Below are 21,876 nucleotides of genomic sequence, written 5' to 3'. Positions count from 1 at the left end.
CGGCCTCGAGGAGGATCAAGCGGGGGTGCCGCATCATCCCCCAGCGTGTTGCGGGTGTGGCTGATGGCGGTGAGTGGACAGGCGTCTACATGAGCCGCCCCCATACCGCGGCGAGGAACTGGCGGTGGGCGACGAGGCAGCCATGATGGCGCACCAGGAGGGCGAGGACGGCGAATTCCTTGCCGCTTGGGCCGGCGGCCGCCGGCAGTCTAAGACGCGGAGACTTGGGCCGTGCCGATCATGCTGTCGCGGGTGACGAGACGGGCGAGATCCTCCTCGCGCGCGTCCTCCGTGCCAGCCGGGCGGCGGGGCAGCACGAGGTAGCGCATGTCCGCATTGCTGTCGTGGACGCGCACATGCACGCTTTCCGGCAGGGCCATGCCGAATTCCTCCAGCACCGCGCGCGGCTCGCGCACGGCACGGGCGCGGTAGGATTTGGAGATGTACCACCACGGCGGCTGGCCCAGCAGGGAGCGCGGATAGCACGAGCACAGGGTGCAGACGATGAGGTTGTGGAGATCGTCGGTATTCTCCACCACCACCAGCTGCGCCTCCTTGATGGTGAAGCCCAGCTCCGCGGCGGCGCTGGCGCCGTCCGCCAGAAGGCGGGCCTTGAAGGCGGTGTCCACCCAGGCCCGCGCCACCAGCCGCGCGCCCCATTCGGGCCTTGGGGCCTCCAAAGCGGCGATCACCTTGTCCGTCTCCTCGGGGGCGAGGAGACCCTCCTCCAGCAGGATCTGGTGCAGGGCCCGAGTCATCAGGGCGTAATAGTCCGCGCCGTCATACCCCTCGATCACGGGGATGGCGCTCATTTCGGCGGGTGTGGAGGTCATGGGGCATCGTCCTGTGCGGGCGCGAGCCAGTGGTCGTAGACTTCGATCTCCAGCGTATCGTCGGGCGCCCCGGCATAATCAGGCCACAGGTCGCGCTGGCCGAGCCGCACGCGATAGAGGTCGATGGCCGGCAGGCCCGGCCGCGCGCAGGACAATTCCTCGGGATTGGGATAGGCGCCGCAATGGCGCTCCACCACCCCCACCTTGTGCCGCACATACCAGGGAATGCGCACATGGCCCGGCTTGCCGATGTCGAGGATCCGCACGCGATCGCCCGGCGCGAAGCGGGGAGCGCTCATGGTGCGGCGCTCCCGGCCGGCGGTGAGATCGTGGGCTTGTTCGTAACCGTCTTGGTCACGTGGTCCACCTGCCGGCATTCCATGGCGGCGATGGCCTCCATCCGCGCCAGCACGGCGGCGCGGGGCACGATGCCCTTCTCGTCCAGCAGCACGGTGAGGGCTTCCGCCCGCCGCTCGTAGAAGCCGAGGGTGTTGTAGAGATCCTCGCCGAAGCTCTCGAACACGCGGCGGATCTCGTCCAGGGAGACAATGCGCCCCTTGGCCTCCAGCGCGCCGCGCATGGCCTCGGACAGCTTCTGCCAGTCGGCGAAGGCGTATTCGTCCTTCGCGACCGCGCCGGCCGGCCGGCCGCCGATGTCGTGATAGCCGCGAAAGGGGCCTTCCGGCTGGCCCTGGGGCGCGTCTGAAGTCATGGGGCGCTGCTCCTCACCGCCGTCTGGAACACCTCCAGCGCGTGGGCCTTCAGTGCCACGAAGCGCGGGTCCGAGATGGTTTCGGAATTGCGCGGCCGGGGCAAGTCGATGTCCATGTATTCGGCAATGCGGGACGGCCGGCGGGTGAGCAGGAGTACCTTGTCGGAAAGCCAGACGGCCTCCTCCAAATCATGGCTGACGAGCAGGGTGGTGGTGCGCGTCTCGGTGAGCACCTTCTGCAAAAGGTCGCGCATGGTCAGTGTCATCTCGTAGTCGAGCGCGGAGAAGGGCTCGTCGAGGAACAGGACCTCCGGATCCACCACCAGCGCGCGCATGATGGAGACCGTCTGCTGCTGGCCGCCGGACATTTCATAGGGGTAGCGGTTGAGGTCGAACTTGAGGTCGAACTGCGCCGCCAGCTTCTCGATGCGCCGCTCCCGCTCCGTCTTGGGCACGCCCATCATCTTCAGCGGGTAATGGATGTTGTCGATGGCTCTCTGCCAGGGAAACAGCGCCTCGCGATAGTTCTGGAACACATAGCCGATGCGCGTTTCGGCGATGGTCTTGCCGTCGAACAGGATCTGGCCGGCATCATAGGGCAGGATGCCGGAGATCATGTTGATGAGCGTGGACTTCCCGCAGCCGTTCGGCCCGAAGATGGAGACGATGCCCCCGCGCGGGAAGTCGATGTCGAAGCCGGTATAGACCGGATTGCCGCGGAACGTCTTGTTGAGCCCGCGAATGGTGATGTGCGTGCCGGGCGTGAACCAGGTGAGGTCCGGCAGGGGGGCGCCCCCTGCCGGCTCACGCGTGGCGGGCTCCACCGCAGTTATGACAGGGGCGGTCATGACAGGTCGGACGGCTTCAGAATGAAGGGCTTGATGTCGAAGTCCTGCTTCAGCGCGCCCTCGGACCGGAACACGTTGACGAAGGTCTGGTAGGAGGTGAGGTCGGTCTCGTTCAGCTCGGTCCACGGCCGCAGATAAGGCTGGGCCACGATCTCCACCTGGTCCGGCTTCACCGCCGTGTAGGCGGGCAGGATGGAGCGCAGGGAAGTGTAATTCTTCTCGGCCATGATGGTGGCCTCGTCGAGCGCTTCCACGAAGGCCTTGGCCACCTTGGGCCGCTCCTTGATGAACTTGGTGGTGAGCAGCGACACGCCCGAATAGAACGGGTCGTAGACCGCGAGCGACATGGGATTGGTGATGGCGCGCTTGGCCTCGCCCAGCGCGACGGCGATGGAGCCGACCGGCTCCAGGGACAAGGTGGCATCCACCGTGCCCGCCACCACCGCCTGCACCTGAAGGCCCACGGCGAGCTCCACGAGGCGCACGTCCTTGTCCGGATCGAGGCCCGCCTTTCGCACCATGTAGCGCGAGAGGGTGCGCCACTGGATGCCCGGCAGGTGGCCCAGCGACTTGCCCTTCAGATCGCCGAAGGTGGCGATGGGGGAATTGTTGGCGACGATGAGCGCATCGTTGATGCGGTTCACCTTGATGCCGCCGCCCTGCAGGCCGAACACCTTGAACGTACCGGGAAACTGCGTCTCGGCGATCACCGCGATGCCGGCGGCGGCGCCCGGCGCGCCGGCATCGGCCCGGCCGGAAACGAGGGAATCGATGATCTGGTTGGGCGCCTGGAAGCGCACGGACTCGATCTCGATGCCGCGCTTCTCGAACAGCTTCTGCTCCAGCGCCACGTAATAGGCGAAGGACTGCATGATGGGGAGCCAGGAGACCACCACCTTCTCCTTCGGCTGGGCCCGGAGCGGCCGGGGGAAGGACGAGGCGGCGGCGAGCGTCGCGGCGCCGGCGCCGGCGCCGAGAACAAAATTGCGGCGGGTGGTCATGGTCGGTTCCTTCAGGGGGCAGGACAGAGCAGGGCGGGACAAGGCAGGGGCGGTCAGCGGCCGGCCCAGTGGACCAGCAGCTTCTCGGCGGCGAGAAACAGAAGGTTGAGGCCGTAGCCGAGGATGCCGGACACCAGGATGGTGCCGTAGAGCTGCGGCAGGTCGAAGGTGATCTGGCTGTCGATGATGCGCTTGCCGAGGCCGTTGTCGGAGCCGATGAACATCTCCGCCACAACGATCACCACCAGCGCCATGGACACGCCGGTGCGCAGTCCGATGAAGGTCTGCGGCAGGCTCTCGTAGAACATCACGTCCTTGAACACGCGCAGGCGGGAGGCGCCCATCACGCGGGCCGCCAGCATGCGGGTGGGCCGCGCGTGCATCACGCCATAGGCCACGTTGAACAGGATGACGAGGAAGGCCGCGAAGGCCGCCACCGAGATCTTGGAGAAGTCGCCGAGGCCGAAAATGATCATGAACAGCGGAAACATGGCCGTGGCCGGCGTGGAGCGGAAGAAGTCGATCAGGAATTCAATGGAGCGATAGAATTTCTCGCTGGCGCCCACCACGATGCCCAGCGGCACGCCCAGAATGGCGGCGAGGGCGAAGGCGTGGAGCGTGCGCTGGAGCGTGTAGAGAAAGTCCTGCCCGAGCCCTGTGCCCATGTTCTCCCAGATGGCCTGGAGGGTGCGCACGGGGGAAGGAAGGAGCTTCGGTGTGACAAGGCCGGCAGCGAAGACGCCATACCAGATGAGAAAGAGGGCCAGGGGCCCTATGGCCATGAACCCCCAGCGACGCCATCCTGAAATGTCAGACTGCATTTATTTGCCTATTTTTAGATCAGAAATGGACAGTTGCATACTGAGGTCGTGATGTCTGAACGCCCCGCGACTTCGCTCGCGCAAGCGCCGCGTCCGCCGTAGGTTCCAAAGCAAGCGCGGGGCCAGCTGCCGGTGGCGTCGGCGCTGCTTCGCGCGGGCGCGGCGGCTCAGCGCAGAAAAGCCTGTTGGCTCAGAAGCCTATGCCATGGCGGGATGGGCACCGTACATGCATCGAAAAGAGGTGACGTACGGGCCGCGCTACCTCTGATTTAGATCGCTCGTGATAAAATAGGACTAAAACTTGGGCAAATGCATATCTAGTGTATGCAAGATGTCCCGGATGGCCGCTGTGGTGCGGTTTCGCTTGCCGCCCCCTCGCGCCAAATCATTGAATAAATTTCAGTTTCAGTTTCACGATAGATCGCGGCCCGCATCTTGCTCCGAGCCGGGCGGGCGCTGGATGCGGCGCCCGGTCAATCTGGAGGAGCCCGTGCCCGTCATTGCCGCCGACCCTTATTCCTGGCCCTTCGACGGCGTCATCTCGCCGAAGGACACCGCGCTGGTCGTCATCGACATGCAGACCGACTTCTGCGGCCCCGGCGGCTATGTGGATGCGATGGGCTACGACATCTCGCTCACCCGTGCGCCGCTGGAGCCCATCTCCCGCGTGCTCGCGGCCATGCGCGCGGCGGGATACTGGATCATCCACACCCGCGAGGGGCACCGGCCCGACCTCTCCGACCTGCCGGAGAACAAGCGCTGGCGCTCGCGGCAGATCGGCGCCGGCATCGGCGATCCGGGTCCGTGCGGCAAGGTTCTGGTGCGCGGCGAGGCGGGCTGGGAGATCGTGCCGGAACTGGCGCCGCTGCCGGGCGAGATCGTCATCGACAAGCCGGGCAAAGGCTCCTTCTACGCCACCGATTTGGAGATGATCCTGCGGACGCGGGGTATCCGCAACTTGGTGCTCACGGGCATCACCACGGACGTGTGCGTCCACACCACCATGCGCGAGGCCAATGATCGCGGCTTCGAATGCCTCCTGCTGGAGGACTGTTGCGGCGCCACCGACCCCGGCAACCATGCGGCTGCCGTGAAGATGGTGAAGATGCAGGGCGGCGTCTTCGGCGCAGTGTCCAATGCGCACGACTTCATCGCCGCCCTTCCCGCCTGAGCGCCATTTGGCGTCCGATCATCTGCTGCACCGTGTGTGCGAGATGATCGCGGACCGCCTCGCGGAGGAAAACGCCGAAAATCGAAGCCGTCTGGCCCGACAACGGCGTGACCGCATTCTGCCTCACCGCTGCCCCTGTGACGAAGCCGCGGTGCTGGCGCCCCATGGCGATCCGCCGCCCGGGATGAAGAGCCCAGTGCTCGCGGAGCCAGCAGACCGATCGGCGGCCATGCTTGCCCATCACGCAGCTACAGGTGACCCAGTCTCAGACGGCGGCCGGCGCAGCTGGCGCTTCGTTCCGACGAAACCTACGGCACCAGCAGCAGCGATCCCGTGGTTTCTCCCCGCTCGAGCATGATGTGGGCATCGGCGACGCGGGCGAGCGGCAACTCAGCGCCGATCGTCACAGGCAGGCCGGCCACGAGCTCACCGAACAGCTCTTTCGTCGCCCGCCTGTAGGCAGAGAGATCGGCCGCATAGGCGAAAACGCTCGGCCGGCTGACGGCCAGAGAGCGGCGTGGGCCAAGCTCCGTCAAAGGCAGATGGGGCAGAGCGCCGGAAGCCTGGCCGATGCTCGCCACCATTCCGAATGGGTGCACGGCATCGAGCGTGCGCGCGAGCGTCTCGCCCCCGATGCCGTCAATCGCGAAATCCACGCCGCATCCATCGGTCAGGCGGCGGACCTCGGCGACGAAATCTTGCTCCCTGTAGAGGATCACATGGTCGGCACCCTGGGCGAGGGCCAGATCCGCCTTGGCGGACGAACCGGCAGTGCCGATCACGCGCGCTCCAAGCCGCTTCGCCCATGCGGTCACCAGCAGCCCCAGCCCACCGGCGGCAGCGTGGAGAAGCATGGTTGTGCCGGCTCCCACCGGAAACACGCGGCGCAACAGCATGTGGGCGGTGACACCTCGCAGCATGGCCGCTGCGGCGATGCGATCGTCAACCCCATCTGGAATCCGGACGAGCCGCCTCGCTGGAATGTTGCGGCCCTGCGCATAGCCCCCCAATGGCAAGCCCGCATAAGCCACGCGATCGCCTGCCGCTACCTCATGTACATCCGCGCCGATTTCCTCGACCACGCCTGCGCCCTCCACGCCCAGCACGGCCGGCATTTCGCCGACCGGATAGAGGCCGGTGCGCTGGTAGATGTCCACGAAGTTCACGCCCATCGCGGTGTGGCGAATGCGGACCTCTCCCGGCCCAGGAGCGGCGAGGGTTCGGGTTGCGGCTCGGAAGCACTCGACGCCGCCGGGCGCGATCAACTCTATGGCGAAGGTCGTGGTCATCGCGGATCCCCTGTGAGGTCGCGGAGACCCTAGCCACGATGGGTCCGGGCAGAAATTCCTGCTAAATGCACACTATCTGGGGATTTTTGCGCAGATGTGGCGATGCTGAACTGGGACGACCTCCGCTTCTTTGTCGAGCTGGCGCGATCCGGGAGCCTGTCCAAGGCCGCGCGGCATCTTGATGCCGACCATTCCACCGTCGCCCGGCGCATCGCCGCGTTGGAAGAAGCGCTTGCCCTGAAGCTCTTCGACCGGCTGCCGCGCGGATATGCGCTCACCGAGGACGGGGAGCAGTTGCTGGATCGCGCAAACCTCGTCGAACAGGCGGTGCACGGGGTGCAGCGCTTCGCATCCGGCGCCGCGCCGGGGATCGCCGGGCGGGTCCGGATCAGCGCGCCGCCTGCGCTTGCGAGCCACTGGCTGGTGCCACGCCTCGTACCGCTGCTCGCTCGCCATCCCGGCCTCAAAGTCGATGTTTCCGGCACACCTGCCGCCGCGCGCCTGTCACGGAACGAGGCGGACCTTGCACTTCGCCTGTCGCGACCGCAGGAGAAGGGGCTCGTGGCCCGACGCCTGGGCGACCTCGCCTATGGGCTCTATGGAGCACGGGCCTATGTGGAGGCGACGCCGGAACCGCGCCGCGTCTACCTGGGCTATGATGAGGAGTTGGCTCGCTCCCCGCAGCAGATCTGGCTCGAAACGGTGGCGCAAGGGCGTCCCATCGTGTTCCAGAGCAACGATCTCTCCAGCCTCATCTCGGCGGTGCGGACGGGCATCGGCCTCGCCGCACTCCCCCATGTGCTGGCGAGGCAGGACGACCTCACTTGCGTGATGGAGGGCGAGGTCACGCGAGAGCTATGGCTCGTAGTTCACCCGGACCTGAAGCGCGCGGCCCGCGTGCGGGCGGTCATGAACCATATCATCGAGGTGTGTCGCGAGCTGAAGGATCATTGAGCCAGAACAATCAGAAACCCGGATCGTTTTTAGCTCAGTTGCGTGGGCGGGGCACCTGCGCCTTGTTCGACCGCCGTTTTTGGCCCCCACCCCGCTCTCCTACCCGGCCGCTGGCTCGGCACCCCCGGGGACCTCGCCTCTCACCTGCCACAGCGGACCCGGGAGGCGGATGGCACGAAAGGCACCTCCGTCGGACGCATCGTGTTGGTATCCGGATGGCGCTCGGCCGATACCCAACAAGTTTGAGCGATGCTGACGGACGGCTATCGAGGTCCCGCGACACTTGGGGCGGACAATTAATTGGTTTTCTTTGATTTTTCGACGTCTATCGACGCCAGCAGATGGTGCCGCGGAAGGGATTCGAACCCCCGACCCACGCATTACGAATGCGTTGCTCTACCAGCTGAGCTACCGCGGCACGCGCGCCTCTATTACGGGCAGGACGATCGGTTTTCAAGGGTCCGCCGCAATGCATCCCCACGCGCGCCGCACCGGCGGGCGGGTCCGGTGCGGCCGGTGCGGGATGGGATGGGCTCAGTAGGTGAGCACGGGCGGCAGTTCCTTGGCCTGCGCCACCCACTTCTCCACCATGCTCTCGGTGGGCAGTGCGCGCACCAGCTTGCGCTTGGCGTTCGCCTCGGCCATCGCCTTGGTGAGATTGGCGGGAACGCGGGTCTTCAGCTCCTTCACCGTGTCGACGCCCGCCGCCTCCAGCAGCTCGGAATATTCTTCGCCCACGCCCTTGATGCGCATCAGGTCGGCCATGTTGGCCCACTTCAGGATCCGGCTCTCGTCGATCCCGGTGGCCACCGCGAGCTCCTTACGCAGCTTGGGCGACTTGGCCTTCTCCAGCAGTCCCTCGGTGGTTGTGATTCCGGCCGTCTTCAGCTTCTCGGCATAGACCGCGCCGACGCCTTCGATCTCGATGATGGGATAGGACATGCGACCCCCCTTCAAACCCGGCTTGTGCATGCCGGCAGCAAGATCAGGCCACAACCGTGGGCCGAGTCAACTGCCCGGCTTCCCGGCGCCTCAGACCACGTGGGTGAGGCCGGGCACTGAGCGCACGAGGAGGTTCACGGGTTCCGCGCCGACCGTCTCGCGGGCATAGGCCACCGTCTCGCGCACGGCGAGCTGCACCTGCGGCATGGTGAGGCCATGGGCCATCATGCGATCGGCGACCAGCATGAGCCGCGCCATGCCGCCGAAATGGCGCTCGGAGGGCAAGGTCGCATCCTCGCGGGGGGCAGCATCGGCAAGCGCCCGCGCCCAGGGATGGGTATCATAGAGGGGCGCCATGGCGCTGGCCGGCGCTTCTCGGGCGAGAAACTGGATGACGAGGGCAACCAAGGCCTCGGCCGTCGGGCCATTCACTTCGACACGCTCGGTCAGACGCGCAATCAACTCGTCCATGCCATCTCCTTGCGCCGCAATCGCAGGCGAGACTGGCGTGAGATTGCCGGGCGTGGCGCACTTTCGCAAGCGCGGCCGGCCGCCCCCTCCAGACGGTGCCCTCAAGCGCAAGCGGTGCAGCGACGGGCTTGCCCGCGTCCCGAAGGCGGGCGAAAACTCCCCGATGCCGCGGCCGGACCCGAACGCGCGATTCGGCTGGACCACGTGCCCCGAATGAGGACACCGCTATGGTCAAGAGCCCAGGGACGAATTCCGGGACGAGCCCTGAACAGAGCGCCCCGGCCAATGCCGCGCCGCCGGCCGGCCCCTGGAGCCGCACTTCAGTTCCGAGAACCTCGTCCGCAGCGCCGTCCGGCGGGCGGGCGCCGGCCCCCGAATCGGACGGCCGCATCCTGGTAGGACGCAGCTTCCTCGGCCGGTCGGAGGCGGCGGCGACCCACACCAAGTCCAAGGACGAATATCTCACCCTGCGCCTCGCCAACCGCCACGGCCTCGTCACCGGCGCCACCGGCACCGGCAAGACGGTGACGCTGCAGGTGCTGGCGGAAGGCTTCTCGCGGGCCGGCGTGCCGGTGTTCGCCGCCGACATCAAGGGCGACCTCTCCGGCGTCGCCGCCCAGGGCGAGGCCAAGGACTTCCTGCTGAAGCGCGCCGAGGAGGTGGGCATCACCTACACGCCCGACAGCTTCCCGGTGATCTTCTGGGACATGTTCGGGGAGCAGGGCCACCCGGTGCGCGCCACCATCTCCGAGATGGGGCCCCTGCTGCTCGCCCGCCTCATGGGCCTGAACGAGACCCAGGAGGGCGTCCTCAACATCGTCTTCCGCATCGCCGACGAGCAGGGCCTGCTGCTGCTCGATCTGAAGGACCTGAGGGCCATGCTGGCCCACGTCTCCGCCAATGCGGCGACGCTGACCGCGACCTACGGCAATGTCTCGGCGCAGAGCGTCGGCGCCATCCAGCGCCAGCTGCTCGTGCTGGAAAACCAGGGCGCGGACAAGTTCTTCGGCGAGCCGGCCCTCGATATCGCCGATATCATGCGGGTCGACCGCTCCGGCTACGGCACCATCAACATCCTCGCCGCCGACAAGCTGATGGGCTCGCCCCGCCTCTATGCCTGCTTCCTGCTCTGGCTGCTATCGGAGCTGTTCGAGCGGCTTCCCGAGGTGGGCGATCCGGACAAGCCCAAGCTCGTCTTCTTCTTCGACGAAGCCCATCTCCTCTTCAACGAGGCGCCCAAGGCGCTGCTGGAGAAGGTGGAGCAGGTGGTGCGGCTCATCCGCTCGAAGGGAGTCGGCGTCTATTTCGTCACCCAGAACCCGCTCGACGTGCCGGAGACCGTGCTGGCCCAGCTCGGCAACCGGGTGCAGCACGCGCTGCGCGCCTTCACCCCGCGCGACCAGAAGGCGGTGAAGGCGGCCGCAGAGACCTTCCGTCCCAATCCGGACCTCGACACGGCCAAGGTCATCATGGAGCTGGGCAAGGGCGAAGCGTTAGTCTCCATGCTGGAGGGCAACGGCATCCCCTCCATGGTGGAACGCACGCTCATCTGCCCGCCCTCCGGCCGCATCGGCCCGCTCCTGCCGGCCGAGCGCGCCGCGATCCTGGCCAAGAGCCCGGTCGGGCATCTCTACGACACGCCGGTGGACCGCGAATCGGCCTTCGAGATGCTCCAGGCGCGGGCCGAGGAAAAGGCCCAGCCGGACGCGGAGGAGGCGGCACCGTCCTCGGGCGGCGGCAGCATTCTCGACACCATCCTGGGCGGAGTCCTGGGGACCGCCACGGGCACGCCCAAGGTGGAGCCCGTGCCGCGTGGCGGTGCGCCGCGGCAGGGCTCGACGGCCCCGCGCGTCCCCACCACGGCCGGCCGATCGGCCGGTACCGGCTCCACCGCCCCCCGGCCGAGCACCCGCATGTCCACCACCGAGGTTGTGGTGCGGCAGGTGGCGCGCTCGGTGGCGACTCAGGTCGGCTCCCAGCTGGGAAAGGCCATCCTGAGGGGGATCCTCGGCAGCATCAGCAAACGCTGAGGCGCTTCCTCCACCAGGCCGATCCGGTCACAGCATCGCTCAAGGTGTTTCTGCACCGCCCGCAGGTACCTAACGGCAGCTTGGCCGCGATCGCTGTCGGCCCGGGCGGCAGCTCTGCGGTAGCGGCGTTGAAAGTGTTGCGTCAGAAGTCTCCTAGCGGTAGGTTCATAGCGTGTCGGTGGGATTGCGGGGTCGCACCGACAGAGATGCTCAACACGCGTGCCCGAGCCTTCTTCCGTGCGGATGGGGACCGAGGCGCGCCATGAACTGGAGCGCCTCATGAAGGTGTTACCCACTGCCCGCATCGTCCTCCTTGATGCAAATATGGAACGTCGCCAGGCGACGCGCCTCGCCCTGTCCGCACTTGGTGTGGGATCGGTGCGCGAGGTCGCGTCCATCGACGAAGTGACCGATCCTTCCGCCCAGGGCACGGCCGATGTGCTCGTGGTGCAGGTGGACGATCCGGAGGACGCCCCCACCAATCCCTTCCGCTTCGGTGCCGGCATTCCTGCCGTGCTCGTTGCCGAAGTTCCGGCGCAGCAGCTGGTGCGCGTGGCCGGCCGGACCGGCTATGACGCCGCGCTCGGCACCCCGGTCGCCCCGCGGCTGCTGTATCGCCGCATCGGCTCGGTTCTCCAGCGCGCGCGCCGTCTAGGGCGTCCGGCTTCCGCAGTGATCGCCACGCCCGCCGATCTCGTCACCGCCAACTGATCTGGCGCCCAACCGTCTGGCACCTTGCCAGACGGTCCCGCTACCGCCAGCATCCCAGCGATTCCGGGTCCATCGCGACCCGTGACAGAGGTTGCGCTGGCGGAGGGCGAGATGGCGGCAACGGAACTCGATCCGGTTCTGAAGGCGGTGGATGCAGGGCTCGACGGGGCGCTGGCGCGTTTGTTCGACTTCCTCAGGATCCCGTCCATCTCCACCGACCCCGCCCACGCGGCCGCTTGCCGGAACGCAGCTGACTGGGTGGCGGGAGAGCTTGAAGCCCTCGGTTTCACCGCCGTCGTCCACCCAACCGCAGGCCATCCGGTGGTGGTCGCCCGGACTGACACCGGTGCATCGCGGCGGGTGCTGTTCTACGGGCACTATGACGTGCAGCCGGTGGACCCGCTGAACCTGTGGGAAACGCCTCCGTTCGAGCCCCGCCTTGGCACCACGCCGGACGGGCGGCGCACCATCGTCGGGCGCGGCGCCTGCGACGACAAGGGACAGGTGCTGACCTTCCTCGAGGCGCTCCGGGCGTTCCGTTCGACCCGCGGGGCATTGCCGGTGGATGTCACCGTTCTGCTGGAGGGCGAGGAGGAATGCGGCTCGCCCAACCTCCCCGGCTTCCTCGCCGCCCATGCAGGCGAGCTTTCGGCCGATCTCGCGCTCGTGTGCGACACCGGCATGTGGGACCAGCGCACGCCCTCCATCACCAGTTCGCTGCGCGGCATCCTGCACACCGAGCTCACCATCGAGGGCGCCGACCGGGACCTGCATTCCGGCCTGTTCGGCGGCGCCGCGCGCAACCCCATCCATGTGCTGGCGGCCATCCTCGCCGATGCCCATGACGCCGATGGCCGGGTGACGCTGCCCGGCTTCTACGACGACGTGCGCGAGCCGCCCGCCGAGGTCCGCGCCCGCTGGCAGGCGCTGGGGCTCACCGCCGAGGCCTTCCTGAAGCCGGTCGGCCTCTCGGTCTCGGCCGGCGAGAGCGACCGGCTGGTGATCGAGCAGATCCAGTCGCGCCCGACCTTCGAGGTCAACGGCATGTTCGGCGGCTATACCGGCGCCGGCACCAAGACCATCATCCCCGCGCGGGCGACCGCCAAGATCTCCTTCCGCCTCGTGGCGGACCAGGATCCGGCCAAGCTGCGGGCGGGCTTCGAAACGTTCGTGGCGGCGCGCGTGCCGGCCGACTGCCGGGCCGTTTTCCACTGGGGCGAGGGCGCCCGCGCCTTCCTCGTGCCGCCGGAGAGCCCCGACCTCGGCCACGCCGCCGGGGCTCTTGAGGCGGAATGGGGAGTCGCGCCGGTCACCATCGGCTCGGGCGGCTCCATCCCCGTGGTGGGCCAGTTCAAGGACCGGCTGGGGGTGGACACGCTGCTGATCGGCTTCGCGCTCGACGACGATCGCGTCCATTCGCCCAACGAGAAGTACGACCTCACGTCCTTCCACAAGGGCACGCGAAGCTGGGTACGGATCCTCGACGCCCTTTCCCATGCCTGAAGTGACGTAACGCCAAGACTTTTTCGCGTCGTGCAATCGTGCGAGGAACGCACGATACGTCAGCGACGGGACCCGCCATGGCCGCACTCGCCTCCACCATCGACACGCAGGGCCTTCTCTCTGCGTGGATGTTCGACGGCAAAGGAGGTGCGAGCCGTCTCCGGCCGGAAGACGCGGTCTCGGCCACGGCGCCCGACGGCGGCTTCGTCTGGCTGCATTTCCGCCATCTGCCCCGGATGCCGCAGACGTGGTTACGACAGGGCGTCGGCCTCGATGCCCCAGCGCTGGAGAGCATGGCGGAAGAGCATTGCCGCCCGCGCTGCGTGATGTTCGCCGAGGGCGCCCTGCTCTCCCTGCGCGGCATCAACCTGCAGCGCAACGCGCTGCCTGAGGAACTCATCACCGTCCACCTGTGGGTGGACGCACGCCGAATCGTTTCGGTTCAGCACGATTTCCTCTCGGCCATCGCCGATTTCGAGGATGCGCTCGGCCGCGGCCGCTGCCCACGCTCCCAGGGCGAGTTCGTGGCCGATCTCTCCATGCGCCTCGTCGAGCGGGTGGATGCCGTGGTGACGACGCTGATCGAGGAGGCGGACGAGCTTGAGGATGCCGTGCTCATCACGGAAACCTCGGAGCTCCTGCCCAAGCTTGCCGTGCTGCGCCGGGTGGCCATCAAGCTGCGCCGGCACATCGCGCCCCAGCGCGAGGCGCTCAATCACTTCGCGCTGGAAGACGATCCCTGGATGGGGCCGAAGGACCGGAACCGGCTGCGAGACGCCGCCGACCGGGTGGCCCGCTTTTCCGAGGAACTGGATAGCGTGCGCGAGCGCGCCTCCGTCATCCGCGACCAGATGGTCGACGCTCGCGCCGAGCAGATGAACAAGTCCATGCTGGTGCTGGCCGTCGTGACCGTCGTGTTCGCGCCCATGACCCTGATCTCGGGCATGTTCGGCATGAATGTGGGCGGCATCCCCGGCAGCAGCGATCCGGCCGCTTTCTGGGCGCTCTCTGTGTTCCTGCTGCTGCTCGGCTTCGTGCTGCTGTGGACCTTCCGCCGGCTGAAATGGATCTGATCTTCCTCTAGGTCATGCAAAGTTCGCGCGGCTGTCGCCGCTGCGTCAAGGATGGTGCCGCAGATGCGGTGCGCACGGACCTTTGGAGGTTTCCCATGCGCACCCTGAACTGCATCGCCCTCGCGCTGCTTGCCGGCGCCGCCTTCGTTTCCCCTGCCCTCTCCCAGGACAAGAACAGTCAGGAAAAAGCCGCCGAAGGCACCGCCTTCCCGGCCGTCCTCGCTGGCCATGTCGTCCTGCCGGCCGCGACCTTCGTCCCCGCCCCTGCCGACGCGCCGGATGCGCTGAAGACCTCGGGCAAGTTCACCAATGCCGACCGTGCGCGCATCGACGCCATCGGCAGCGTGAAGGGCGTGAGCGTCCTGTCCAATCCGGCCGCCCCGCGCGAGACCGGCCTTTCCCTGCCGTTCCAGGGCCAGCCGGTGCAGGGTTTCTCTGGCATCGTCTCCGAGGGCGACGGGGCGTTCCTGGTGCTCACAGACAACGGCTTCGGCTCCAAGGCCAACTCGCCCGACGCCATGCTGACCGCCCACCGGCTGAAGATGGACTTCAAGGCCGGCACCATCGAGCGTCTCAAGACCATCTTCATCAGCGACCCGGACCGCAAGGTGCCCTACCCGATCACGATGGAAGGCACCGCCACGCGCTACCTGACCGGCTCGGACTTCGATCTTGAATCGATCCAGCGCGTGGGCGACAGCCTGTGGTTCGGCGACGAGTTCGGCCCCTTCCTCATCGAGACCGATCTCGACGGCAAGGTGAAGGCCGTGTTCGAGACCAAGGTGGACGGCAAGGTGATGCGCTCGCCCGATCACCCGACCGTCACGACGCCCGGCGCGCCGGACGGCAAGGTCGCGTTCAACGTCTATCGCTCCAAGGGCTTCGAGGGCATGGCGCTCTCCCCGGACAAGACGAAGCTCTACGCCCTGCTGGAAGGCCCGCTGTTCGATGCGACCGCCGCCGGCAAGGAGAAGGTGGGCGACGCCGAGGTCCTGCGCATCGTCGAGTTCGATCTCGGCAAGCGCGAATGGACCGGCCGCTCGTGGAAGTATCCGCTGGCGGTTGCGGGCAATGCCATCGGCGACTTCAACATGGTCGATGACACCCACGGCCTCGTCATCGAGCGCGACAGCCTGGAGGGCTCGCGCTTCAAAGCCTGCGCCGCTGGCAAGGTCGAGCCCACCTGCTTCGACAAGCCGGCGCAGTTCAAGCGCGTCTACAAGATCGCCTTCTCGCCGGAGACCTCCGGCCAGGCGGTGCGCAAGGTCGGCTATATCGACCTTCTTTCCATCAAGGATCCGAACGGCAAGGCGAAGCAGGGCGGCACCGAGGGTGTGCTGGACCTGCCCTTCTTCACCATCGAGGATGTTGTGATGGTGAGCCCCACCGAGATCGTGGTGGGCAACGACAACAACCTGCCCTACTCGGCCGGCCGCAACCCGCAGAAGAACGACGACAACGAGTTCGTCCTCCTCAGCGTGCCCGAGTTGCTGGGCGCCAAGTGAGCCGGAAGACCGGCACATGAATGCAAAAGGCCGGGCTCGCGCCCGGCCTTTTCGATTCGCTGGGAATGGCTGGCCTTACTGACCGGCCGCAAAGACGCTCGGGAAGGGTCGGCCGCGCACGTCGTAGACCGTGGCGTAGGTGACGCCCTCGCGCTCGACCTTCACCAGCAGCGGCGCCTTCACGTCGGCGCAGTAGAACTCGCCGAGACGCATATAGAAGTCCGCATTGCTGCTGTCGTAGGTCGTCTCGTAGCGCGGTCCCAATTCGGCGGCGGCGGCGAAGTGGGGGCCGCAGACGGCCACGCGCAGCTTGCGACCCTGCGGCAGGGTCCGCCGGTGCTGCTCCACATACTCGTCCAGCTCCTCCGTGGCCTGCTTGAAGGCGAGGCCCCAGTAATCGAGCATGAACAGGTCGTCGGCACCCTTGATGCCGCCGACGAAGTGGTTGTAGTAGGTATATTCGTACGGGTGCAGGTTGTGGAAATCCACCGCCGGCACGGCGAGACCCACGGCGAAGGTCGCGGCCACGGCCCCCTGGGCGAGGCGCGGCAGCGCCTGAGCCTTCTGCCATAGCCAGGACGCCGCATAACCCCCGAGGAGCGCCAGCGCCGGCGTCACGAACACGAAGTGGCGAATGCCGTTGTACATCACCGGGCGGGTGACGACGGTGAGCAGGACGGGGAAAGCCGCCGCGGTGACGATGAGCACCAGCCGAGCCCGCTTCGCCGGCGTGTCCCTGCCCACGAAGGCCGACACGATCGCCCCGGCCGCGCCCGCCACCGCAAGGCCCAGGAACAGCTCGGGCATCTGCACGGAGAAGAGGGTCGGCACGTAGGTGCGCGGCATGTCCGGCACCAGGATGGGCCGGCCCTCGAACATTTCACGCCAGGGCACTTCCCAGAAGTGGGAATAGTATTTGAGCGCCATCAGAGGATTGAGCGGCTCCACCACGCCCCAGGGCCAGACCATGCCGAGCACAAAGTAGGCGAGCGGCAGGCCCAGCATGAGCAGGCCGGTGAAGCGAAGCGTGCGGAGCAGCGCCGGCTTGATGCCAAGGCGCACGCATTCCACGGCCAGCACGAAGGCGATGGCCGCGGCCAGATACACACCGCACAGCAGCCCGAGGACGCGCGTGCCGATGGCGAGGCCGAGAAACAGGCCGAAGAAGGTGACGGTGCGCGGCGACGGCTGGGGGAACTCGTCGAAGGCCCGCACGCAAGCATAGAGTACGCCGGCCACGGCCACGGCGAAGGGTGCATCCTTCGCGTTCATGAACATGTGGCCGTAATAGAGCGGGCAGATCATCAGCAGGGCGACGGCGGCAAGACCACCCCAGGGACCGGCAAGACGCCGCCCGGTTCGCCACACGAGAACAAAGCCGACGATGCCCACGAACCCGCCCAGCAGGCGGCGGACGTCGAAGACCTCGACGAAAGGCAGCGCCTTGGCGATAGCCGCGGCGGCAAGGTCGAAGCCGCCGCCGTAATAATACAGGTTGACGAAGGAAAAGACCTTCCGTTGCGTCAGGCCCGAGGAGAAATAGGAATAGAGCAGGTCGCCATACTGGGAATGGGTGAAGTCATCCCAGCCGAGGCCGTAGTCGGAGAAGGTGAGCGCGGCGATGACCGCGACACCGGCGATCAGGACAAGGGCGCAAGCGTCCGCAATCGCGCCCGGCCGACGTTCGATTTCGAGGAACGACATTGATGGAGGATCCCGAACCCAACTCCTGTCGCGCCGTTTCCGGGATCGCTCCCAGGCCCCCAGCGCGATACGCCACCATAATACCGCAGATGGCTACGCGGATCACAGCTAAGATGGAGTAGAGGAGGATCGCAACAAAATTATGCTGTGCGTTGCGAAAAATTAAGGCAGCCTCAGGAGCAATTGTGGCAGCACAGCTGACCGATGGTAAGGTTAAACGGCAAAATGTTCTTGGCAGGCAGAGTCAATCACTGGCGGGAAAAGAAACACATAAAGGCCGCGTCTGAGTTGTGCACTTGATCGCCTGCTAGGCATTCGCGAGCTAAGCGGGCCCCGAAAAACGGAGCGGGCCCGCGCCCCTCAAAGGAAGGCGCAGGCCCGGGGATGGGAAACCGTCAGACGGCCTTGCTGTACAGCTCGGCCACGTAGTCCCAGTTGATGAGGTGGTCGACGAACGCCTTCAGGTAGTCGGGGCGGCGATTGCGGTAATCGATGTAGTAGGAGTGCTCCCACACGTCGACGCCGAGAATCGGGGTCGCGCCCTGCACCAGCGGGTTCTCGCCATTGGCGCTCTTCAGCACGACGAGCTTGCCGTCCTTGAGCGCGAGCCAGGCCCAGCCCGAACCGAACTGGCCGACACCGGCGGCGATGAAGTCCTCCTTGAACTTCTCGACCGAGCCGATGTCCTCGATGATCTTCTTCTCGAGCTCACCGGGGATGGGGCCGCCGCCGTTGGGCTTCATCCAATTCCAGAAGTGGAGATGGTTGTAGTGCTGGCCGGCATTGTTGAAGAGCGGGGCGTTCTTGCCGAACGAGCCCACGACGATCTCCTCAAGGGTTTTCCCTTCAAATTCAGTTCCCTTTAGGAGATTGTTGCCATTGTTGACATAAGCGAGATGATGCTTGTCGTGATGGTATTCCAGCGTTTCGCGCGACATGTACGGCGCAAGCGCGTCATAGGCATAGGGCAGGTCGGGCAGCGTGAAGGACATGAAACATCTCCGCAATCTATCCGGCGTCTCGCCCGGGGCGAAATCGCTGCCCCGGCGCCACACCGGGTATACGACATGTCCGAGCGTGGACCTAGATAGGGTCGCGCTCGCCATCAAACAACCTTGAAGCGGCCGATTTTCGCGCCGAGGTACCACCTTTGATTAGACCGGCCGAGGCCGGCATGCGGAAGCGGGGTGCGAGATGTGGTGGTTCCTGGTCCTTCTCGGCGTTCTCATCGCTCTGGCCGGGCTTGCGGTCATCGGCCTCGGGGTGACGATCTACGTCTCGGCCTTCGGCAATACCCTCATCACAACCGGCGCCGTCGCTGCCTCGGGCGGCTTCGTCATCACCGCCATGGGCCTGGTGCTGCGCCAGCTGGACCGGCTGACCCGGCAGATCGAGCGCTCCTACCCGGCCGGTGAGGCCGAGGCCGAGGAAGCCGCCGCGCAGCCGGCGGCCCGTTCCGCCCGCGCCGGCCGCGGCGCAGCGCCGCGCCTCTCCGTGGACGATCTGGTCGGCTCCGAGGAGACAGACGCCGAGGCCGCAGCGCCTCCGGCCCGCGAACGTGCGGCCGACCGGCCCCAGGAACGTCCGCAGGAACGCGCTCCGGAGCGCGCCCCCGAACGCCCGCAGGAGCGTCAGGCAGAGCGCAACCCGGCGCCCCGCCGACCCGCCGGCCCCTCCCCGCTGCTGCCGCCCCCGGAAGCCGGCCAGCCGGCCGACCCAATGGTCGAGGCGCGCCGCCAGCGGGTTCAGCGTGGTCCAGAGCCGGCTCCCGAGGCGCCGATCGCACCGCCCGCACCGCCCCGTCCGCGCACCGGCTATGAGCCGCCGCCCCGCCCGGCCCGCGCCGCCCCCACCGACGCGCCTCCCCCGGTTCCCGCTCCGGCTCCCGCCCGCGAGCCCGACGAGCCACGCATTCTGAAGTCCGGCATCGTCGGCGGCATGGCCTACACGCTCTATTCGGACGGCTCGATCCAGGCCGAGCTGCCCACCGGCGTGGTCCGCTTTGCCTCGCTTCAGGAACTGCGCGACCATGTGGCCCAGGCCCAGCAGGGAGAGCGCTGAGCCACGGTTCCGCTCCGCCGGGCGGAGGGTCGGATTTGCCGGATCGGGACGCCCGCTCTATTGAGCGGCAGCGTTCCCTGCCCGGCGAAGCCGGCGCCCAGAGGTCATTCCGCCCGATGTTCCCGCAAGATCCCGGCTCGCCCTTCGACGACATCCGCCAGCTCGTCGCCACCCTGCCCGGCCCCAACGAAGGCGCGCGCGAGGCAGCGCTCGCCCGGCAGGAACAGCTGGTGAAGCCCCCGGGCGCGCTGGGGCGGCTCGAAGCCATCGCCGCGCATCTCTCCGCCTGGCAGGGCAATTCCATGCCCACGGTCAACCGGCCGATGGTGGCGGTGTTCGCCGCGACCCACGGCGTGGCCGATCTCGGCGTCTCGCCCTATCCCGGTGAGGTGACGAAGCAGATGATGGCCACCTTCACCGCCGGCAAGGCCGCGGTGAACCAGATCTGCGCCACCTTCGACGCCGGGCTGCGGGTGTTCGACCTCGCGCTCGATTATCCGACCCCGGACATCACCACGAACGCCGCCCTCGATGAGAAGGCCTGCGCCGCCACCATGGCCTTCGGCATGGAGGCCATCGCCGGCGGCTCGGACCTGCTCTGCCTCGGCGAAATGGGAATCGGCAACACCACGGTCGCCGCCGCCATCTGCCACGGCCTCTATGGCGGCACGGCGGAGGAATGGGTGGGCGCCGGCACCGGCGCCGCCGGCGAGGTGCTGGAGCGCAAGATCGCCGCCGTGCGCGCCGCGGTCGCCTTCCACAAGGAGCATCTCTCCGATCCGCTGGAAGTGCTGCGCCGCCTCGGTGGGCGGGAGATCGCGGCCATCGCCGGCGCCATCATTGCCGCGCGGCACGAGAAGGTGCCGGTGGTGCTGGACGGCTTTGTGGTGACCGCCGCCGCCGCCGTGCTCCACGCCATGAACCCGAACGCCCTCGACCACTGCCTCGCCGGCCATGTCTCGGCGGAGAAGGCCCATCGCCAGTTGCTGGACCGGCTCGGCCTCGTGCCGCTGCTCGATCTCGGCATGCGGCTCGGCGAAGGCTCGGGTGCCGCGCTCTCCATCGGTGTGGTGAAGGCCGCCGTGGCCTGCCATCGCGGGATGGCGACCTTCGCCGAGGCCGGCGTCTCCGAGGGCTGAGGCCGATCAGGCGCCGTGCAGGGTCCGGGCGGACGGGAAGGTCACGCGCGCCCGCGTTCCACCTCCCGCGCGGCGGGCCAGCTCCAGCTCCCCGCCATGCAGGGCGGCGAGCCCCCGGGCGATGGCGAGGCCGAGCCCGGCCCCCTGGCCGGTCGCAAGGTCCAGCCGGCTCTCGCGCGCATGGGCGCCGCCCAGCGGCAGCTCGCTGTCGGCGATGCCCGGCCCGCTGTCCTCGACGATGAGGACTGTCCCGCCCTTCGCGTCCACGGCCGCGACGAGCCGCACCTGGCCTTCGACAGGCGTGAACTTCACGGCGTTCGCCAGCAGATTGAGGGCGATCTGCCGGATGGCCCGCTCGTCGCCCCACAGCCGGGGCGTGCCAAGCCGTTCCAGGGAAAGACTGAGACGCCGCTCCGCCGCGACGGGGCGCATCATGGCGAGGCAGTCTTCCGCCAGCGCATCGAGCCGCACCGGGGTCTCCACCAGCGTGCGGTGCCCGCTCTCGATGCGGGCAAGGTCGAGCAGGTCGTCGGCGAGCGCCAGCAGGTGCCGGCCGGCGCCGTGGATGTCGCGGGCATAGCCGGCATAAGCGGGCACCCGGTGCGGACCGAGCACCTCCTCGGCCATCATCTCGGAAAAGCCCATCACCGTGTTGAGCGGGGTGCGCAGCTCGTGGCTCATCTCGGCGAGAAAGCGAGACTTCGCAAGGCTTTCGGCCGCGGCCCGCTGGCTCTCCGCCTCGGCGGCCAGAGCCCGCGCCTCGGCCGCCTCACGCGCCGCATGGAGCCGCCGGACGTGACGGGCCACACCCACGAAGGCAGCGACCGCGACTGCCGCCCCCAGGATCGCACCGGCAAGGCCGGCCGCGAGACCGCCCGCCAGCCCAAGACCTCCGGAGGCGAGTATGGCGAGCAGGATCAAGACCTTGGAGGACAGGAGAGCCGGCCCCGCGAATCCCTCCGCCGCTTCCGCCGGCTCCGGTTTGGAGGCCGCGGCGTTGCCGAGCGGGAGGCAGAGGGGGCCGGACATGCGGCGGGAGCCCTTCGCGAACAGAGTGCCGGTGGAATCGACCACCCTGCGTGACGTCACCTTGGCACCGACTCCTGCG

General features: G+C 67.5%; 21 protein-coding genes and 1 tRNA gene. 9 read left to right on the top strand and 13 right to left on the bottom strand.

What is annotated here, in order from left to right; genetic code table 11:
* Window positions 1–209 precede the first annotated feature (209 nt).
* Genes D7006_RS06920 through D7006_RS06900 form a run of 6 tightly spaced genes read right to left on the bottom strand, consistent with a single transcriptional unit; the run spans window position 210 to window position 4,176 of the window.
* The gene (locus tag D7006_RS06920) at window positions 210–833 is read right to left on the bottom strand and encodes a nitrile hydratase subunit alpha (protein WP_237356050.1); all 624 of its coding nucleotides are present in this window, start codon (window positions 831–833) and stop codon (window positions 210–212) included.
* Entirely contained in the window at window positions 830–1,132 is a 303-nt protein-coding gene (locus tag D7006_RS25285) for an SH3-like domain-containing protein (protein WP_256444961.1), read from the bottom strand. Before D7006_RS25285 ends, D7006_RS06920 begins: the two co-directional genes overlap by 4 nt.
* The gene (locus D7006_RS25280; protein WP_256444960.1) at window positions 1,129–1,545 is read right to left on the bottom strand and encodes an SH3-like domain-containing protein; all 417 of its coding nucleotides are present in this window, start codon (window positions 1,543–1,545) and stop codon (window positions 1,129–1,131) included. The genes D7006_RS25285 and D7006_RS25280 overlap by 4 nt, the downstream gene beginning before the upstream one ends.
* A complete protein-coding gene (locus tag D7006_RS06910) occupies window positions 1,542–2,393 on the bottom strand; it encodes an ABC transporter ATP-binding protein (RefSeq protein WP_237356049.1) in 852 nt (283 codons plus the stop codon). The genes D7006_RS25280 and D7006_RS06910 overlap by 4 nt, the downstream gene beginning before the upstream one ends.
* Window positions 2,390–3,394, bottom strand: coding sequence for an ABC transporter substrate-binding protein (locus D7006_RS06905; protein WP_237356048.1), 1,005 nt, complete (start codon window positions 3,392–3,394; stop codon window positions 2,390–2,392). Before D7006_RS06905 ends, D7006_RS06910 begins: the two co-directional genes overlap by 4 nt.
* Before the next feature lie 53 nt (window positions 3,395–3,447).
* Complete coding sequence (locus tag D7006_RS06900; RefSeq protein WP_237356047.1) at window positions 3,448–4,176, bottom strand: ABC transporter permease; 729 nt, start codon at window positions 4,174–4,176, stop codon at window positions 3,448–3,450.
* Between the two features lie 499 nt (window positions 4,177–4,675).
* On the opposite strand from D7006_RS06900, the gene D7006_RS06895 reads away from it, so the two are divergent.
* A complete protein-coding gene (locus tag D7006_RS06895) occupies window positions 4,676–5,386 on the top strand; it encodes a cysteine hydrolase family protein (protein ID WP_371745055.1) in 711 nt (236 codons plus the stop codon).
* Window positions 5,387–5,694: 308 nt separating this feature from the next.
* Here D7006_RS06895 and D7006_RS06890 read toward each other — a convergent pair whose 3' ends face one another.
* The gene (locus tag D7006_RS06890) at window positions 5,695–6,675 is read right to left on the bottom strand and encodes a quinone oxidoreductase (protein WP_237356045.1); all 981 of its coding nucleotides are present in this window, start codon (window positions 6,673–6,675) and stop codon (window positions 5,695–5,697) included.
* A 102-nt stretch (window positions 6,676–6,777) separates the two neighbouring features.
* On the opposite strand from D7006_RS06890, the gene D7006_RS06885 reads away from it, so the two are divergent.
* On the top strand, window positions 6,778–7,629 hold the full coding sequence (locus D7006_RS06885) for a LysR family transcriptional regulator (protein WP_237356044.1): 852 nt from the start codon (window positions 6,778–6,780) through the stop codon (window positions 7,627–7,629).
* 342 nt (window positions 7,630–7,971) lie between these two features.
* Here the strand turns inward: D7006_RS06885 and D7006_RS06880 are convergent.
* The 3 genes from D7006_RS06880 to D7006_RS06870 all read right to left on the bottom strand — a co-directional run bounded on the left by D7006_RS06880 (window position 7,972) and on the right by D7006_RS06870 (window position 9,042).
* Window positions 7,972–8,047, bottom strand: a tRNA-Thr gene (locus D7006_RS06880).
* Window positions 8,048–8,163: 116 nt separating this feature from the next.
* A complete protein-coding gene (locus D7006_RS06875; RefSeq protein WP_237356043.1) occupies window positions 8,164–8,571 on the bottom strand; it encodes a DUF4332 domain-containing protein in 408 nt (135 codons plus the stop codon).
* 90 nt (window positions 8,572–8,661) lie between these two features.
* The gene (locus D7006_RS06870) at window positions 8,662–9,042 is read right to left on the bottom strand and encodes a hypothetical protein (RefSeq protein ID WP_229643466.1); all 381 of its coding nucleotides are present in this window, start codon (window positions 9,040–9,042) and stop codon (window positions 8,662–8,664) included.
* A gap of 227 nt (window positions 9,043–9,269) precedes the next feature.
* Between D7006_RS06870 and D7006_RS06865 the strand changes: the two genes are divergently transcribed.
* The 5 genes from D7006_RS06865 (at window position 9,270) to D7006_RS06845 (ending at window position 15,864) form a co-directional block, all read left to right on the top strand.
* Window positions 9,270–11,072 carry a helicase HerA-like domain-containing protein gene (locus tag D7006_RS06865; RefSeq protein WP_237356042.1) on the top strand — a complete coding sequence of 601 codons (1,803 nt, stop codon included), beginning with the start codon at window positions 9,270–9,272 and terminating at the stop codon, window positions 11,070–11,072.
* A gap of 279 nt (window positions 11,073–11,351) precedes the next feature.
* The gene (locus tag D7006_RS06860) at window positions 11,352–11,783 is read left to right on the top strand and encodes a hypothetical protein (RefSeq protein ID WP_237356041.1); all 432 of its coding nucleotides are present in this window, start codon (window positions 11,352–11,354) and stop codon (window positions 11,781–11,783) included.
* Window positions 11,784–11,894: 111 nt separating this feature from the next.
* Complete coding sequence (locus tag D7006_RS06855) at window positions 11,895–13,286, top strand: M20/M25/M40 family metallo-hydrolase (protein ID WP_237356040.1); 1,392 nt, start codon at window positions 11,895–11,897, stop codon at window positions 13,284–13,286.
* 77 nt (window positions 13,287–13,363) lie between these two features.
* Window positions 13,364–14,359, top strand: coding sequence for a zinc transporter ZntB (locus D7006_RS06850; protein WP_169122498.1), 996 nt, complete (start codon window positions 13,364–13,366; stop codon window positions 14,357–14,359).
* Window positions 14,360–14,454: 95 nt separating this feature from the next.
* Window positions 14,455–15,864 carry an esterase-like activity of phytase family protein gene (locus D7006_RS06845; protein WP_237356039.1) on the top strand — a complete coding sequence of 470 codons (1,410 nt, stop codon included), beginning with the start codon at window positions 14,455–14,457 and terminating at the stop codon, window positions 15,862–15,864.
* A gap of 75 nt (window positions 15,865–15,939) precedes the next feature.
* Here the strand turns inward: D7006_RS06845 and D7006_RS06840 are convergent, their stop codons facing one another.
* Window positions 15,940–17,568 carry a glycosyltransferase family 39 protein gene (locus D7006_RS06840; protein WP_237356038.1) on the bottom strand — a complete coding sequence of 543 codons (1,629 nt, stop codon included), beginning with the start codon at window positions 17,566–17,568 and terminating at the stop codon, window positions 15,940–15,942.
* A gap of 395 nt (window positions 17,569–17,963) precedes the next feature.
* Window positions 17,964–18,560 carry a superoxide dismutase gene (locus D7006_RS06835; protein ID WP_169122501.1) on the bottom strand — a complete coding sequence of 199 codons (597 nt, stop codon included), beginning with the start codon at window positions 18,558–18,560 and terminating at the stop codon, window positions 17,964–17,966.
* 202 nt (window positions 18,561–18,762) lie between these two features.
* Between D7006_RS06835 and D7006_RS06830 the strand changes: the two genes are divergently transcribed.
* Together D7006_RS06830 and cobT are read left to right on the top strand one after the other, a co-directional pair.
* Complete coding sequence (locus tag D7006_RS06830; RefSeq protein WP_237356037.1) at window positions 18,763–19,629, top strand: hypothetical protein; 867 nt, start codon at window positions 18,763–18,765, stop codon at window positions 19,627–19,629.
* A 116-nt stretch (window positions 19,630–19,745) separates the two neighbouring features.
* A complete protein-coding gene (gene cobT / locus D7006_RS06825; RefSeq protein WP_229643472.1) occupies window positions 19,746–20,768 on the top strand; it encodes a nicotinate-nucleotide--dimethylbenzimidazole phosphoribosyltransferase in 1,023 nt (340 codons plus the stop codon).
* Between the two features lie 6 nt (window positions 20,769–20,774).
* Here cobT and D7006_RS06820 read toward each other — a convergent pair whose 3' ends face one another.
* Complete coding sequence (locus D7006_RS06820; RefSeq protein WP_237356036.1) at window positions 20,775–21,857, bottom strand: HAMP domain-containing sensor histidine kinase; 1,083 nt, start codon at window positions 21,855–21,857, stop codon at window positions 20,775–20,777.
* Window positions 21,858–21,876 lie beyond the last annotated feature (19 nt).

The sequence above is a fragment of the Xanthobacter sp. YC-JY1 genome, assembly GCF_021730305.1.
GTDB lineage: Bacteria > Pseudomonadota > Alphaproteobacteria > Rhizobiales > Xanthobacteraceae > Xanthobacter > Xanthobacter flavus.
The sequence above is the reverse complement of the archived record's forward strand: the minus strand, read 5'-3'. Positions and strand labels throughout refer to the sequence as shown.

Bases quoted from the DNA above. Each gene is read 5' to 3' on its own strand.
- D7006_RS06910 (WP_237356049.1), bottom strand. From the start codon at position 2,393: ATGACCGCCCCTGTCATAACTGCGGTGGAGCCCGCCACGCGTGAGCCG.
- D7006_RS06840 (WP_237356038.1), bottom strand. From the start codon at position 17,568: ATGTCGTTCCTCGAAATCGAACGTCGGCCGGGCGCGATTGCGGACGCT.
- D7006_RS06835 (WP_169122501.1), bottom strand. From the start codon at position 18,560: ATGTCCTTCACGCTGCCCGACCTGCCCTATGCCTATGACGCGCTTGCG.
- D7006_RS06905 (WP_237356048.1), bottom strand. From the start codon at position 3,394: ATGACCACCCGCCGCAATTTTGTTCTCGGCGCCGGCGCCGGCGCCGCG.
- D7006_RS06900 (WP_237356047.1), bottom strand. From the start codon at position 4,176: ATGGCCATAGGGCCCCTGGCCCTCTTTCTCATCTGGTATGGCGTCTTC.
- D7006_RS06885 (WP_237356044.1), top strand. From the start codon at position 6,778: ATGCTGAACTGGGACGACCTCCGCTTCTTTGTCGAGCTGGCGCGATCC.
- D7006_RS25285 (WP_256444961.1), bottom strand. From the start codon at position 1,132: ATGAGCGCTCCCCGCTTCGCGCCGGGCGATCGCGTGCGGATCCTCGAC.
- D7006_RS25280 (WP_256444960.1), bottom strand. From the start codon at position 1,545: ATGACTTCAGACGCGCCCCAGGGCCAGCCGGAAGGCCCCTTTCGCGGC.
- D7006_RS06875 (WP_237356043.1), bottom strand. From the start codon at position 8,571: ATGTCCTATCCCATCATCGAGATCGAAGGCGTCGGCGCGGTCTATGCC.
- D7006_RS06830 (WP_237356037.1), top strand. From the start codon at position 18,763: ATGTGGTGGTTCCTGGTCCTTCTCGGCGTTCTCATCGCTCTGGCCGGG.
- D7006_RS06865 (WP_237356042.1), top strand. From the start codon at position 9,270: ATGGTCAAGAGCCCAGGGACGAATTCCGGGACGAGCCCTGAACAGAGC.
- D7006_RS06845 (WP_237356039.1), top strand. From the start codon at position 14,455: ATGCGCACCCTGAACTGCATCGCCCTCGCGCTGCTTGCCGGCGCCGCC.
- D7006_RS06890 (WP_237356045.1), bottom strand. From the start codon at position 6,675: ATGACCACGACCTTCGCCATAGAGTTGATCGCGCCCGGCGGCGTCGAG.
- D7006_RS06895 (WP_371745055.1), top strand. From the start codon at position 4,676: ATGCGGCGCCCGGTCAATCTGGAGGAGCCCGTGCCCGTCATTGCCGCC.
- D7006_RS06870 (WP_229643466.1), bottom strand. From the start codon at position 9,042: ATGGACGAGTTGATTGCGCGTCTGACCGAGCGTGTCGAAGTGAATGGC.
- D7006_RS06920 (WP_237356050.1), bottom strand. From the start codon at position 833: ATGACCTCCACACCCGCCGAAATGAGCGCCATCCCCGTGATCGAGGGG.
- D7006_RS06850 (WP_169122498.1), top strand. From the start codon at position 13,364: ATGGCCGCACTCGCCTCCACCATCGACACGCAGGGCCTTCTCTCTGCG.
- D7006_RS06860 (WP_237356041.1), top strand. From the start codon at position 11,352: ATGAAGGTGTTACCCACTGCCCGCATCGTCCTCCTTGATGCAAATATG.
- cobT (WP_229643472.1), top strand. From the start codon at position 19,746: ATGTTCCCGCAAGATCCCGGCTCGCCCTTCGACGACATCCGCCAGCTC.
- D7006_RS06855 (WP_237356040.1), top strand. From the start codon at position 11,895: ATGGCGGCAACGGAACTCGATCCGGTTCTGAAGGCGGTGGATGCAGGG.